This window comes from Streptomyces sp. NPDC008313 (assembly GCF_042956125.1).
Taxonomy (GTDB): domain Bacteria; phylum Actinomycetota; class Actinomycetes; order Streptomycetales; family Streptomycetaceae; genus Streptomyces.
In genome coordinates, this window is the sequence record NZ_JBIBFR010000020.1 from 39,407 (window position 1) to 52,866 (window position 13,460).

Here is a 13,460-nt window from a genome sequence, read left to right on the forward strand (position 1 = left end):
TGCTTCCCGGTGCGGTGGGACGGTGGTCATCGGCGGCGGCCCTTGCGGGTGGCGCGGGTGGTGAGCTCCTCGTAGGCGGGCACGTCACCGGCGCGGACGCGGGCGACCGCGGCGGCGAACAGCTCGGGCACGGGTGTCGTCACCACCGCGCGGGAGTGGGCGCGGAAGGGGTGAAGACCCTCCTTCCAGACCTCCACCGGCAGGGCGGGGGCCTTGAGGTCGAGCCAGCCGCACGGCAGGAAGAGGGTGCGTCCGGCGCGCGCCCGTTTGGCCTCGACGACCAGACCGGTGGCCACCAGCTCGGCACGCGCCTTCTTCGCCCGGGCGGGCTTCCAGCCCGTCCAGCGGGACCGGTTGCGGTCCGTGGGGTCCGGCAGGGCGAGCAACTGGAGGTAGAGGGCGGCCGCGTCCTCGCCCATGCCGTGGGTCTCGGCGAGCTCGGTGACGAGCTCCGGCACGCTGACGGCCGGGTCCTGGGCGTACCCGGCGGCCGTGCCCCCGGGGCCGGTCCGGACGGCGAGTGCGCGGGCGAGGCCGTCGCCGAGGACGGTCCGCAGGGCCTGCAGGCCGGCGCTGCGGACCGCCCCCACCAGGCCATCGAGGAGCCCGAACACGGTGTCGTCGGGGCCGGTGAGCCCGGCCGGGCGCAGCAGGACGCCCTCCTGGTCGCCGTACCGGGGATACAGCACCAGGGCCTCGCCCAGCCGGGTCAGACTGTCCGGACCGGCGCCGCCGGTCTCGGGCAGCCCGTAGGCCGTGCGCAGCTGCGGCGCGGTCGGCCCGCCCTTCTCGGCCCAGGAGACGTCGGCTTCGAGCAGCAGTTCCGGGTCGGTCAGGCGGCGGCGCAGCGCGGCGAGGCCGCCGGGCAGGACGGCCCGGAGGGGGTGCCCGTACGGCAGGGAGTAGGCGAGGCCGGCCAGGGTGGCCGCGGAGCGCGTCAGGTGGTGCCGTCCGGGCAGCGCCGCGGTGTCCTCGGCGACGAGGTTGCCGTCCTTGTCGAGACGCTGGACGGTGGTGCGGCTGATCCACGGGGTGCGCTCCGGATTGAGCACGTCCTCCGCCGCGTCAGCCGGTACTCCCGCGAGGTCGAGGTCGGCCGCGATGTCCTCGGGGAGGCGGACGACGCCGCCGAGCAGCTCGGCCCACACCCGGCCGGCCGCCGCCGTGTCCGGTCCGGACGTCCACAGCTCGCCGGGGTCCCCGGGCAGCAGGGAGCCGATGAGCGCCGCCCGGTCACCGGGCCGTACGGAGCCCAGCAGCCCTTGAGCCAGGTCCCGCTGACGCGGTTTCAGGCCGATGGAGGCCAGCGTGCCGGTGGGAAGGTTCCGGGGATCACCGGCGAGCAGCAGAGCGGCCTGCGCGGGTCCGAGACCGCCGTCGGTCGCGGCGGCGAGGGCGTCCGGCGCCCCGGGCCGCCAGGGCGCGGTGCCCTTGTCCCGGATCAGCCGGGTCACGGCGGCGAGCGCGTCGGCGGGGAACACCGCCGGGTGCGCGGTCTCCGCCTCGAGCGTGAAGTGGGCGACGGCGCCGAAGGCCCCGGCCGGATCGTGGTCCAGGGCCAGCCAGCTCACGTGCCCGGTTCGCCGGTCGACGCGTTGGCAGCCGAGGACGACGACGGTCCGGCCCTCCCGGCGCAGCACCTGTCCGACGCGCTCCTGACCGTCGTGCGGTTCCGCGAGCAGGACCTCGCGCAACGCTCCGCCCGGCGCGGTCAGCGGACCGTCCGTGAGGGCCTCGAACAGCAGGAGCAGCGCCTCCCGGTGGGCCTCGGGCACGACCGGTGAGGCGGCGCGGTAGGCGAGCGGGCGCAGGACGTCCAGGACGGACGGCCACAGCACGCCGATGCCCGGGACGGTGTGGTCGTCGCTGGTCCATCCCGCGGAGGCGAGCCGGGACCGCTCGGGCAGCGGCTTCCCGTCGGCGGGCTTCCCGGACAGTACGTGGTTCACGGCACGGATCTGCCGCAAGGCGTTCCACCTCGGTCCCCCGCTGTACCAGCCCGGCTGGGAGGCGAGCCCCGACGTCGCGTCGCGCAGCGTCCCGTCGTCGCCGTACTCGGGGCTGAGACCGGCGAACATGCCCTCGACGCGGCGCCGGTCCACCGGCTCCGCGGGCGGTGCCACGAAGGCGGCGCCCGTCTCGGCGAGGCGCAGCGTCCCCCGTACGAGCGCGGCCACCGCCGTGAGCAGATGCGGTTCGGTGAGCGTGGGCAGGCAGCGGGACACCGCGTCGCGCACCACCTCGTCGGCGGCGGGGACGCCGGCTGCCGCCGACGTGCTCCCGGCGGCCGACGGGCCGGCGGCGGCCACCAGCGCCGCCCGCTTCGCCAGGGCTCGCGTCCCGGCGCGCAGCAGCTCGTCCGCCTGCTCGTCGCCCAGCGCGCGCAACACCGCCGAGGCGCCCGCGTCACGCGGACGCAGCGCGTGCCAGAAGTCGGCCGGCGGCACGAGCCGCGTACCGGCGGCGAACTCACCGCCCCGCTCCAACGGCGTCACCCGGCCCAGCTCCACCGGGCCGGAGGGGCCGTCGCCCGTGTACAGGGCTATCTGCCGGTGCAGGGCGACGACGACGGGCTCGGCGCCGCCGGGCAGCCGCAGCGCGCCCAGCGGTACGCCCGGTGCCCGGCCCCCGGCCGCCGGCAGGCGGACGGTCCGGCCGTCCGGCGTGCCCGCGGTGGTGCGTGCCTCGTCGCCCTCGCCCTCCGTGCGCACCCAGTGGCCGAGGACCGTCCCGTCCGTGCCGAACGGGCTGTCCTCGAGACCGGGCCGGAGCGGAAGCACCGTGCAGTCCTCCTGCCGCAGGGTCGCGCCCTCGCGGACCCCGGCCCGCAGGAACGCGGGCAGCGACGCCCGGCCGTGCGTGCCCGTGGCCGGGTCGTACTCCAGCCACACGTGCTGCCGGCCCTGCCTGCCCTGCCGCCAGTACGTGGTGCCGTCCCCGAGGACGCGGCGGACGGGCGGCAGGACCGTGTCCCCGGCGTGCAGCGCCTTTCCGCCGCTGGCGCGGCCGCCGCCGGGCAACGGGATCGACGGCTCACCGGCCGTGTTGCCGCCGTACCAGCGGCTGCCCAGCTCGCCGGTGAGCGCGAACACCTCCGAGGGGCGCGCCGACCAGTAGCCGAAGCACTTCGTGTCCTGCCACCACATCACCAGCAGCTCGCCGTCCGTGTACCGGAACGACGGACGCTGCCAGCGGTCCAGCTCCACGGGCAGCCGCAGATCGTGCTCCAGCAGGATCTCCTCGGGGCCGACGACGATCGCCTTGTGCCTGCGGGAGAGGATCAGCGCGGGCCAGGCCTCCTCGACGGCCAGGGTGTCGTCGCGGTCGCGCCGGGTCTCCGCGTCGAGCCGCCGCAGCGCCTCCTCGAGGGCGGGCCAGCCCAGCTCGTCCAGCAGACCGGCCCGCAGCGTGCGGCCCAGCAGCGGTGTGACCTCGTACGCGGCGACCCGGGCGACGGCGGCCGGGGCGACCCGGGCGGCGACCGCGCGGAACGGACGCATCCGGTCCAGCGCCGCGCGCGCGGCGGGCAGACCGGCCGCGCCGGTCAGCTCGGCCGCGGCGTCGTCCAGCCACTCGCGCAGCACGTCGGCGAGCACGGGGTGCCCGGCCAGCGACTCCAGCAGCGTGGAGTCGGGGCGGTGTCCGCCGAGGGCGCCGAGGGCGTCGTACAGGAGGCGTCGCCGGTCCGGGTCGGCGGCGAGGGCCGTCAGGTCCCGGCGGCCCGGCCGGGCCGCCCGCAGCCAAGGGTCCAGAGGGAGGAAGACGGCGCGGTCCGAACCGGCCGGTGCCAGCGGGACACCCAGCTCCACGCACAGGTCGAGCAGGTCCAGGTCGGCGCCCGGGTGCCAGCGCCCGTTGAAGATGTCCACGGGGCGGCGGCGCTCGCGCAGGCGCGGCGCCATCCGCTCGACGAGCGCCATCGTGGCCGGCGAGAGGACGGAGAACGAAGCGCCGTGCTTGCGGTGCAGGGCCCAGCGGCTCAGCCAGTCCGCCGCGTCGACGTCGTCCGCCGCGGCCCCGGCCTCGCCGGTCAGCAGCAGGTCGGCGCCGGTCTCCGCGAGCAGTTCGAGCCAGAGCTCGTCCTCGGGGGTGCGGCCCAGGCCCGCCGGCATGATCTCCAGCAGCCTGACCCGTACGGCGGGCTGCTGTGCGGCCAGCGCGGACAGGGTCGTCCGGTAGGTGGTCCAGAAGGACGCGGGCGCGCGGACGGCGGCGGGCGAGGCGAGCAGGTCGGCGACCAGGGCGCACTCCTCGGTGGCCCGGTCGAGGCCGGCGGCCCTGATGAGCCCGCGGGCGTCCTGCGGCAGCGAGGCGTACGGGGGCATTCCGGCCGCGCAGCGCTCGACGGTGAGCTGCCGGAACTGCTCCCAGGCGGCGGCCGGGCTGAGCCGGGCGGCGAGCGCCTTCACGTACTCCTTCAGCGCCTTGACGGTCAGCGCACCCGCGAAGGCGAACTCCAGGAACACCGCCCGCTGCCGCTCCTCGTCCACGGCCAGCGCGTGGACCCGCTCGGCCTCGCGCGCCTTGCCGAAGAACGCCGCGGCGTATGTGGTGTTCTCGTGCTGGAGGAAGACGCGCGCGGCCTGCTCGTAGAACGTGGGCAGGAAGTGCGGCACGGCACGGCCGAGCCGTGCGCCGAGCGCCTCGAAGCCGTCCTTGGCCGTACCGGGGCGGGACTTGGCCTGCCGTGCGAGCCGCTCGACGTCCTGGACCAGGGCCAGCGCGTGGTGGCCGTTCGCCGGGTCGTTGACCAGGGCCCAGGCGGGGAAGCCGAGGGTCTCCCGGCGCACCTGCCCGACCTCGGGGGTCTCCGGCTCCCGGGCCAGCCCCAGGAAGTCGAGCGCGAGGTCCTCGGCCTCACCCAGCAGGCCGGGGACCAGCCGGACCACCTTGCGCCCGTCCAGCGCGGTGTGGGTGTACGTGCGGACGGTGAGGACGTCGGCGTCCTCCCGGCCGGTGGTGCCGGGGAGCAGGACGGCACCCGCGTCGAGCAGGGTCGCGGAGGTGCTCTCGTCGTACGTGGTCATGCCGCGCGCTCCTCGTCCTCGATGTCGCGCCCGGCGTACAGCGCGGCCGCCATGCGTGTGCCCTCCGACCAGGCCACCGGGCCGACCTGACCGAGCTTCAGCACCCGGCCGGCGGGATCGGTGAACACCAGCGGACCGGTCTCGGTCTCCGCGTAGCCGTCGTAGTCGCCCACCCATACGCGGGCCTCGACGCCGCGCCCGTCCTCCAGGACGGAGCAGACGGCGTGGCCGCCGCGCACGCGGTAGCCGAGCTGGGCCGCCCTGCCGTGCAGGAACCGCAGCTCCTTGAAGACGCCTCCCGCGTGGTCCTCGACGGAGGCGGCGTCGGCGTCGAGCGCCGCGGGCCGGTACCACACCTCGCGGAACAGCTGCTGGGCGCGCTGCTCGACGCCGAGCTCGACGGCGAACTCCCGCAGCTCCTCCAGGTCGTCGAGGAGCACCGGGTGCGGCAGGCGCACGAGCGTGGGGGAGATGCGGACGGTGTCGCCGTCGAGGTCGACGAGGCCGAGGCCCCGCTCGGCGTCCGCGTCCCGCAGGAATCCGGCCACCTCGCCGTCGGCCCCGGTGACGACCAGGTCGCGCAGGGCGGACCGCCACGCCGGGTCGGGCCACACCCGCGCGAGGACGGCGAACGGCACCGGCAGCGAGCGCACCATCCACCGCTCCACGTCCGTCAGGCACTGGCGCTCGTGCCGCTCCAGCCACTCCACGAGCTGCCGCAGACCCACCACGGCCGGATCGTCGGCGATCTTGGGCGGCACGGACTTCAGACGCCGCCCCGCCGCGTTGCGGCACACCACTTTGCCGTCGTCGAGGGCGACTTCGTAGCCGCCTGCCGACACCCACCCCATGCGTGCCTCCCGCACCCGCGATGATCAAGTGACGGGAACTCTAGGACAGGGCACTGACAACGCCGTCGGTGAGGGCGCGCGAGCCCGGCGCCGGGACCCCTCGGCGGGTGCGGCCGGGGCCGTGAACGTTAGATCGGACGGGCGCCGTGGGCCTGGGCGGGCGGGGCAGCACCGGGCCGGGTGGCGGTCGGGATGTGCGGGGAGCGGCGCCGCCGAGGGTCAGGCGGGCGTGGCCGGGTCGTCGTGACGGACCGGATCCGGTGCCATGTCCTGGGTGCCGATCACGGAGAGCAGCTCCAGCTGGGCGGCGCCCTCGCTGCCGGGCGGGGCGTCGAACCACAGCAGGCGCTGCCGGCCGTCCTCGCTGAACAGGCTGTGGCAGTCCAGCTCGATCACTCCGAGGGCCGGATGGACGATGCGCTTGTGATCGGTGCGCCGCAGAGCGACGTCGTGGGTGTCCCACAGCGCGGCGAACTCCGGACTCCGGCGGCGCAGCGCGCTCACCATCCGGGTCACCTGGGCGTCGCCTCCGCGCCGGGCGGCGACCGCCTGGAGGTCGGCCACGAACACCTTCGAGTGGTGGGGGTGGTCCTCGACGGGATGCAGCGCGCGGGTCGCCGGATCGGTGAACCAGCGGTAGGCGAAGCTGGCCTCCGGGCCGCGGGTCGCCGGTGGACGGCCGATGAGCGCGACGGCCTGCGGGTTCTGCACCAGGGTCTCGTGCAGATCGGTGATGACCTGCGCCGGGGTGGTGGTGAGCCGGTCGAGCAGGCCGAGCAGCCCGGGCTGCACATGAGACGTCGGACCGTGCTCGGACGGCGGCAGCGGCCGGTCGGCGAGGTGGAACAGGTGGTCCCGTTCGTCGCCGTTCAGCCGCAGCGTCCGGGCCAGCGCGGCCAGCACCTGCGCCGAGGGGTGCGCGCCCCGGCCGCGCTCCAGTTCCGTGTAGTAGTCCGCGGACAGTCCCGCCAGCTGGGCGACCTCCTCGCGCCGCAGACCGGGCACCCGGCGGCGCGGCCCCTGCGGCAGACCGACGTCGGCGGGGCGGACCCGGTCGCGCCGGGACTTGAGGAAGGAGGCGAGTGCGGCATGGTTCACGCCTCCCATGGTCCCCCGCCCGCTCCCTCCTATCCAGGGGTTGCCGACCCCTGGGTGGGCACAGCCCTGGCTCCCGCCCCCGAGCGGTCCGAGGGTGGGGACACCGGCCGGGCGCCCCCGGCGACCACGCCGGTACCCCGCCGGGGCCGTCACGTCGCGGCCCGGCCCACCCGCACCACCCACCGCACATGACAGGGAGTCCTCATGTCCACCACCCCCGCAGCCCCCGCCGGCGGCCCCCGGGTCGCCGTCGTCACCGGCGGCTCCCGCGGCATCGGCCGCGAGACGGTGTCCCGGCTGGCCGCCGACGGTTTCGCCGTCGTGATCGGCTACGCCGGGAACCGCGAACTCGCCGAGCACGCCGTCAAGGAGGTCACCGCGGCAGGCGGCCGCGCCGTCGCGGTGCGGGCCGACGTCGCCGACGAGGACGAGGCGGCGGCGCTGTTCACCACCGCCGAGAGGGAGTTCGGCGGGGTCGACGCCCTCGTCCACGCGGCCGGCCGGATGGTGCTGTCCTCGATCGCCGAGCTGGATCTGGCCGAGCTGGACGCGCTGCACCGCACCAACATCCGCGGCACGTTCGTCGTCGCCCAGCAGGCCGCCCGCAGGGTCCGCGAGGGCGGCGCGATCGTCACCTTCTCCACCTCGCAGGTGGGCATGGCCTTCCCCACGTACGGCGCCTACATCGCCAGCAAGGGCGCGGTCGAGGCCCTGACGATGGTCCTCGCCCGTGAGATGCGCGGCCGTGACGTCTCCGTGAACGCCGTGGCCCCCGGAGCCACCGCCACCGACATGTTCCTCGACGGCAAGGACGAGGAGACCGTCGCCCGGCTGGCGGCCATGGCCCCGCTGGAGCGGCTCGGCACGCCCGCGGACATCGCCTCGGCCGTCTCGTTCCTCGTCTCCCCGGACGGCCACTGGGTCAACGGCCAGGTCCTGCGCGTCAACGGCGGCATCGCCTGAGAACCGTGACGGCCCCGCCGCCACGACCGTCGCCCCGTCGGACACTTCAGGCCCGTCCGGCCCTCCAGGCCCTTCAGACCCATCGGTCCTGTCGAGCCACCACAGGAATCACAGAAACAGAAGGAGAACCGTCATGCCGTTCGCGAACTTCAAGGTCCCGGCCGGAAGCCTGGACGAGCAGCAGAAGGAGAAGATCGTCACGCGCGTCACCGAGCTCTACGCCGAGCTGTACGGCGAGCGGGCCCGCGCCAACACCATGGTCCTGGTCGAGGAGGTGACCGACGGCGGCTGGGGGATCGGGGGGAACGTGCTGACCCTCGCCGCGATCCAGCAGCCCGGACGGACCCCGTCCGGCACCTGACCTGCCCGGAACTTCGGACGACGCTGCCGTGGAGAAGGCGGAACAGGCGTGGGAGGCGGCCCGTACCGGCTCCCACGCGCCGCCGGGCGGACGGGCCACGACGGGGCGGGCCGATCAGGAATCGAGAAGCGCCGCCCGCCGGGACGCGACTAGCGTGGCCGCCATGGACATCACCCCGAGCAAGAGCCCGAGGACGAACACACCGCCGACAGCGGCTCACACCGCCGACAGCCACGACCTGATCCGTGTGCACGGCGCACGCGAGAACAACCTCAAGGACGTGAGCGTCGACATCCCCAAGAGGCGCCTGACGGTGTTCACCGGCGTCTCCGGCTCGGGCAAGAGCTCCCTGGTGTTCGACACCGTCGCCGCGGAGTCGCAGCGGCTGATCAACGAGACCTACAGTGCCTTCGTCCAGGGATTCATGCCGACGCAGGCGCGGCCCGAGGTCGACGTCCTCGAGGGACTGACCACCGCGATCATCGTCGACCAGCAGCGGCTGGGCGCCGACCCCCGCTCCACGGTCGGCACCGCCACCGACGCCAACGCGATGCTGCGCATCCTGTTCAGCCGGCTCGGGAAGCCGCACATCGGCTCGCCCAAGGCGTTCTCCTTCAACGTCGCCTCCATCAGCGGGGCGGGGGCCGTCACCCTGGAACGCGGCGGGAAGACGGTGAAGGAGCGGCGCGAGTTCAGCATCACCGGCGGCATGTGCCCGCGCTGCGAGGGCCGGGGCACCGTCTCCGACATCGACCTCGGCCAGCTCTACGACGACTCCAAGTCGCTCACCGAGGGCGCCCTGACCATCCCCGGATACAAGCCGGGCGGCTGGAACTACCGGCTCTACAGCGAGTCCGGCTTCTACGACCCGGACAAGCCGATCCGCGAGTACACCGACGAGGAGCGCAGCGACTTCCTCCACCGCGAGCCGACCCGGATGAAGATCGCGGGCATCAACATGACCTACGAGGGTCTGATCCCGCGCATCCAGAAGTCGATGCTCTCCAAGGACCGGGAGGGAATGCAGCCGCACATCCGGGAGTTCGTGGACCGGGCGGTCACCTTCACCGCCTGCCCCGACTGCGACGGCACCCGGCTCAGCGGGGCCGCCCGGTCGTCGAAGATCAAGGAGATCAGCATCGCCGACGCCTGTGCGATGCAGATCAGCGATCTGGCCGTATGGGCCCGCGACCTCGACGAGCCGTCGGTGGCGCCGCTGCTGACCGCCCTGCGGCAGACCCTCGACTCGTTCGTGGAGATCGGACTCGGTTACCTCTCGCTCGACCGGCCCTCGGGAACGCTGTCCGGCGGCGAGGCACAGCGCGTCAAGATGATCCGCCACCTCGGCTCCTCGCTCACCGACGTCACGTACGTCTTCGACGAGCCGACCATCGGCCTGCACCCGCACGACATCCAGCGGATGAACGGCCTGCTGCTGCGGCTGCGCGACAAGGGCAACACGGTGCTCGTCGTGGAGCACAAGCCCGAGACCATCGCGATCGCCGACCACGTCGTCGACCTCGGTCCCGGCGCCGGGACGGCGGGCGGCACCGTCTGCTTCGAGGGCACCGTCGAGGGGCTGCGGCGCGGCGGCACCGTGACCGGCCGTCACTTCGACGACCGGGCCGCACTCAAGGAGTCGGTGCGCAAGCCGGCCGGGGCGCTGGAGATCCGCGGCGCGACGGCGCACAATCTGCGCGATGTCGACGTGGACGTACCGCTCGGCGTGCTGACCGTGGTCACCGGCGTCGCGGGCTCCGGCAAGAGCTCGCTGGTGCACGGATCGATCCCGAAGGGCCAGGGCGTGGTCTCGGTCGACCAGGGCGCGATCAAGGGATCACGGCGGAGCAACCCGGCGACGTACACCGGGCTGCTCGACCCGATCCGCAAGGCCTTCGCGAAGGCCAACGGCGTGAAGCCGGCGCTCTTCAGCGCGAACTCCGAGGGCGCCTGCCCCACCTGCAACGGCGCCGGTGTCGTCTACACCGACCTGGCGATGATGGCCGGCGTCGCCACCACCTGCGAGGAGTGCGAGGGGAAGCGGTTCGAGGCGTCGGTGCTGGAGTACCACCTCGGCGGCCGCGACATCAGCGAGGTGCTCGCGATGCCGGTGAACGAGGCCGAGAAGTTCTTCGGCGCCGGCGAGGCGAGCACGCCGGCCGCGCACCGCATCCTCGGCCGGCTCGCCGACGTGGGACTCGGCTACCTCACCCTCGGCCAGCCGCTCACCACGCTGTCCGGCGGTGAGCGGCAGCGGCTGAAGCTGGCCACTCACATGGGGGAGAAGGGCGGTGTCTACGTCCTCGACGAGCCGACCGCCGGCCTCCACCTCGCCGACGTGGAGCAGCTGCTCGGCCTGCTCGACCGGCTCGTCGACTCGGGCAAGTCGGTCATCGTCGTCGAGCACCACCAGGCGGTCATGGCGCACGCCGACTGGATCATCGACCTCGGCCCCGGAGCGGGTCACGACGGCGGCACGGTCGTCTTCGAGGGCACCCCGGCCGACCTCGTCGCCGCCCGCTCCACCCTGACCGGCGAGCACCTGGCCGCGTACGTCGGCGCCTGACCACCGCCCTCGGCGGGCACCGCGCGGCCAGGCGCCGCGGTGCCCGCCGGGCGGAGGCGCGACAACTCCGGCGGGGGCCGACAGTCCCGGCGGGGCAGGAAGACGACGGCGGCCCGCGCGGGGCGGGCGCACGACCGTGACTGCCTTCCCGGAGCACCGAAGCGCACGAACGACGCACGACGTGCCCTTCGGCGGTTACGTTCGTACGCATGCCCAGGGACTACTTCGCGGACGACCCGCGCACCCAGCTGGAGCGGATGCTCGCCGGTGACCTCTACATCGCCGACGACCCCGAGATCGCCCAGCGGCAGCAGCGCGCCATGCGGCTGGCCTCCCGCTACCAGGCCGCCTACGTCGAGGACACCGCGTCGGCCAGACCACTGCTGGCCGAGCTGCTCGGCTCCCTGGGCGAGGGCGTCGAGGTACGGCCGCCGCTGCACGTCGACTACGGCGGCAACATCGGCATCGGGGCCCGCACCTTCGTCAACTACAACCTGACCGCGCTGGACGTCGCACGGATCACCATCGGCGAGGACTGCCAGATCGGTCCAGGCGTCCAGCTGCTCACCCCCACCCACCCGGTGGAGCCGGAACCCCGCCGCGACAAGCTGGAAGCAGCCCTGCCCATCACCATCGGCGACAACGTCTGGCTCGGCGGCGGTGTCGTCGTCTGCCCGGGAGTGACGATCGGTGACAACTCCGTCATCGGCGCCGGTGCGGTCGTCACCAGGGACATCCCCGCGAACGTCGTCGCCGTCGGCAATCCCGCCCGCCCCGTCCGCGACCTCTGACACCCGCCCGTGACCACCGGACACAGCGATCCCCGGACCCGCGACCTGACGCTGCCGGCGGTCACCCGGACGGGCCGGCGGGCGGCCGTCGTGTGAAAGGAGCAGGGGCGTGTGCGAGGCTGTCCGGGAAGCGGAAGAAGGGTGACGGACGATGAGTGACAACGAGCAGAAGGCCCTGCTGGCGGGCGGCTGTTTCTGGGGTATGCAGGAGCTGATCCGCAACCTCCCCGGAGTCGTGACCACCCGGGTGGGATACAGCGGCGGCGACCTGCCCCACCCCACCTACCGCAGCCACGAGGGCCACGCGGAGTCGATCGAGATCACCTTCGATCCGATGGCGACCGACTACCGCACGATCCTGGAGTACTTCTTCCAGATCCACGACCCGAGCACGAGGAACCGTCAGGGCAACGACATCGGCTCCAGCTACCGCTCCGCCGTTTTCTACGCGGACGACGAGCAGCGCCGGGTCGCCGAGGACACCATCGCCGACGTCGACGCCTCCGGGCTGTGGCCGGGACCGGTGGTGACCGAGGTGGTACCGGCCGGCCCGTTCTGGGAGGCCGAACCGGAGCACCAGGACTACCTCCAGCGCTATCCGGACGGCTACACCTGCCACTTCCCGCGCCCCGGCTGGCGTCTGCCCAAGCCCACGGACTCCTGACCCGGCCAGGGCCTCCCGTCCGGATCATGCCGGGCTCGCGGGCTCCGGCCCGATCCGGACGGAAGCCGGGCGTAGTCGTCGCGCGGCGCTCCGGCTTCGTGCGGGCACCCTCGCGGAAGTAGGCGTACTCCCGGTCGTCCAGGCTCCAGGTGGCGCCGCCCGACTGGCGTGCGGCCCACCTGGTCCTGGCTCTCCCGGGGGCCGCCGCCAGCTCGGTCCCGCTACCTCCCGGCGCGCTCGGAGGCCACGGCGGCGGCCGCCTTCACGTGGCCGTGGTGCACGGGGCCGTGCCCGGGCAGGACGGTGTCCGCGTCGACGTCCTGGAGCACGGTCAGGGCGTCGAGGGCCCGGGCGCGGTCCTTGTGGAACATGCCGGGCAGCAGCTGGGGGCCGGTGACCCGGGACGTCGGATGGGCGGTCACCAGGGCGTCACCGCTGACCAGGATGCCCTGGGCGGGCAGGTGGTAGGAACAGTGCCCGGCCGTGTGGCCCGGCGTGTGCACGGGCACCGGGGCGCCGGGCAGGTCGAGCGCGCCCGGCGCGGGGAAGGCGCGCGGCTCGGAGACGGGAATGTGCGCGGTCCCGCCCGACCGGAGGGCGTGCACGGCCCACGGAACCACTCCGGGGCGCCACGCCCGGGCGAGCACCTGCCCGACGGAGACCTGGTGGAGGAAGTCGCGGCGGGCGTGCGGCACTTCGTCCTCGTGCATGAGTACGGGTATGCCGTGCCCGGCCCGCAGCCGCTCGGACGCCCCGATGTGATCGTTGTGGGCGTGGGTGACCAGGACGGCGCTGACGGCGCCCGGGGCCAGTCCCACGGCCGCGAGGGAGGCCAGCAGGGCGTCGTGGTCGCCGGGGTAGCCGGTGTCGATCAGGGTGCAGCTGTCACCGTCCTTGACGATCACCCAGTTGGTGTTGCTGCCCGAGACCGCGTAGACGTCGTCGCCGACCCGGACGATGTCCGCGTCGCGCAGGACCTTCTGCATCTTCTGATTTCCTCTCGCCGTCACCGGTGCCGACGGACAGTGTCCCCGACGGGGACGGCCGTCCGGAGCGGTAAGGGCCGGGTGGGCCCGGGCACTTGACCGAGGAGAGGGCGGATGCCGGGAAGCACGCGGGAAGCCGCGGGGCGACGAGGC

At 74.1% G+C, this 13,460-nt stretch carries 9 protein-coding genes; 5 read left to right on the forward strand and 4 right to left on the reverse strand.

Going from position 1 to position 13,460, the window contains the following annotated elements:
- Positions 1 to 26: 26 nt before the first annotated feature.
- The 3 genes from ACFY93_RS25100 to ACFY93_RS25110 all read right to left on the reverse strand — a co-directional run bounded on the left by ACFY93_RS25100 (position 27) and on the right by ACFY93_RS25110 (position 6,985).
- The gene (locus ACFY93_RS25100; RefSeq protein WP_391363001.1) at positions 27 to 5,027 is read right to left on the reverse strand and encodes a hypothetical protein; all 5,001 of its coding nucleotides are present in this window, start codon (positions 5,025 to 5,027) and stop codon (positions 27 to 29) included.
- Positions 5,024 to 5,878 (reverse strand): DUF4132 domain-containing protein, encoded by an 855-nt coding sequence (locus tag ACFY93_RS25105; protein ID WP_391363003.1) that lies wholly within the window; start codon positions 5,876 to 5,878, stop codon positions 5,024 to 5,026. Before ACFY93_RS25105 ends, ACFY93_RS25100 begins: the two co-directional genes overlap by 4 nt.
- A gap of 219 nt (positions 5,879 to 6,097) precedes the next feature.
- Positions 6,098 to 6,985 carry a helix-turn-helix domain-containing protein gene (locus ACFY93_RS25110; RefSeq protein ID WP_391363005.1) on the reverse strand — a complete coding sequence of 296 codons (888 nt, stop codon included), beginning with the start codon at positions 6,983 to 6,985 and terminating at the stop codon, positions 6,098 to 6,100.
- Positions 6,986 to 7,180: 195 nt separating this feature from the next.
- Between ACFY93_RS25110 and ACFY93_RS25115 the strand changes: the two genes are divergently transcribed.
- The 5 genes from ACFY93_RS25115 to msrA all read left to right on the forward strand — a co-directional run bounded on the left by ACFY93_RS25115 (position 7,181) and on the right by msrA (position 12,321).
- Positions 7,181 to 7,939 (forward strand): SDR family oxidoreductase, encoded by a 759-nt coding sequence (locus ACFY93_RS25115; RefSeq protein WP_391363007.1) that lies wholly within the window; start codon positions 7,181 to 7,183, stop codon positions 7,937 to 7,939.
- A gap of 133 nt (positions 7,940 to 8,072) precedes the next feature.
- The gene (locus ACFY93_RS25120; RefSeq protein WP_391363009.1) at positions 8,073 to 8,300 is read left to right on the forward strand and encodes a tautomerase family protein; all 228 of its coding nucleotides are present in this window, start codon (positions 8,073 to 8,075) and stop codon (positions 8,298 to 8,300) included.
- A gap of 163 nt (positions 8,301 to 8,463) precedes the next feature.
- Positions 8,464 to 10,866: an ATP-binding cassette domain-containing protein gene (locus ACFY93_RS25125; RefSeq protein WP_391363010.1), complete on the forward strand. Its 2,403-nt coding sequence runs from the start codon at positions 8,464 to 8,466 to the stop codon at positions 10,864 to 10,866.
- A 209-nt stretch (positions 10,867 to 11,075) separates the two neighbouring features.
- Positions 11,076 to 11,657 carry a maltose acetyltransferase domain-containing protein gene (locus ACFY93_RS25130; RefSeq protein ID WP_391363011.1) on the forward strand — a complete coding sequence of 194 codons (582 nt, stop codon included), beginning with the start codon at positions 11,076 to 11,078 and terminating at the stop codon, positions 11,655 to 11,657.
- 151 nt (positions 11,658 to 11,808) lie between these two features.
- Positions 11,809 to 12,321 carry a peptide-methionine (S)-S-oxide reductase MsrA gene (msrA, locus tag ACFY93_RS25135; protein WP_391363012.1) on the forward strand — a complete coding sequence of 171 codons (513 nt, stop codon included), beginning with the start codon at positions 11,809 to 11,811 and terminating at the stop codon, positions 12,319 to 12,321.
- A 221-nt stretch (positions 12,322 to 12,542) separates the two neighbouring features.
- Here msrA and ACFY93_RS25140 read toward each other — a convergent pair whose 3' ends face one another.
- Positions 12,543 to 13,307 carry an MBL fold metallo-hydrolase gene (locus ACFY93_RS25140; protein WP_391363014.1) on the reverse strand — a complete coding sequence of 255 codons (765 nt, stop codon included), beginning with the start codon at positions 13,305 to 13,307 and terminating at the stop codon, positions 12,543 to 12,545.
- Positions 13,308 to 13,460: the final 153 nt, after the last annotated feature.

Coding starts and splice junctions, on each gene's coding strand:
- ACFY93_RS25125 (WP_391363010.1), top strand. CDS start 8,464: ATGGACATCACCCCGAGCAAGAGCCCGAGGACGAACACACCGCCGACA.
- ACFY93_RS25115 (WP_391363007.1), top strand. CDS start 7,181: ATGTCCACCACCCCCGCAGCCCCCGCCGGCGGCCCCCGGGTCGCCGTC.
- ACFY93_RS25130 (WP_391363011.1), top strand. CDS start 11,076: ATGCCCAGGGACTACTTCGCGGACGACCCGCGCACCCAGCTGGAGCGG.
- ACFY93_RS25110 (WP_391363005.1), bottom strand. CDS start 6,985: ATGGGAGGCGTGAACCATGCCGCACTCGCCTCCTTCCTCAAGTCCCGG.
- ACFY93_RS25120 (WP_391363009.1), top strand. CDS start 8,073: ATGCCGTTCGCGAACTTCAAGGTCCCGGCCGGAAGCCTGGACGAGCAG.
- ACFY93_RS25100 (WP_391363001.1), bottom strand. CDS start 5,027: ATGACCACGTACGACGAGAGCACCTCCGCGACCCTGCTCGACGCGGGT.
- ACFY93_RS25140 (WP_391363014.1), bottom strand. CDS start 13,307: ATGCAGAAGGTCCTGCGCGACGCGGACATCGTCCGGGTCGGCGACGAC.
- msrA (WP_391363012.1), top strand. CDS start 11,809: ATGAGTGACAACGAGCAGAAGGCCCTGCTGGCGGGCGGCTGTTTCTGG.
- ACFY93_RS25105 (WP_391363003.1), bottom strand. CDS start 5,878: ATGGGGTGGGTGTCGGCAGGCGGCTACGAAGTCGCCCTCGACGACGGC.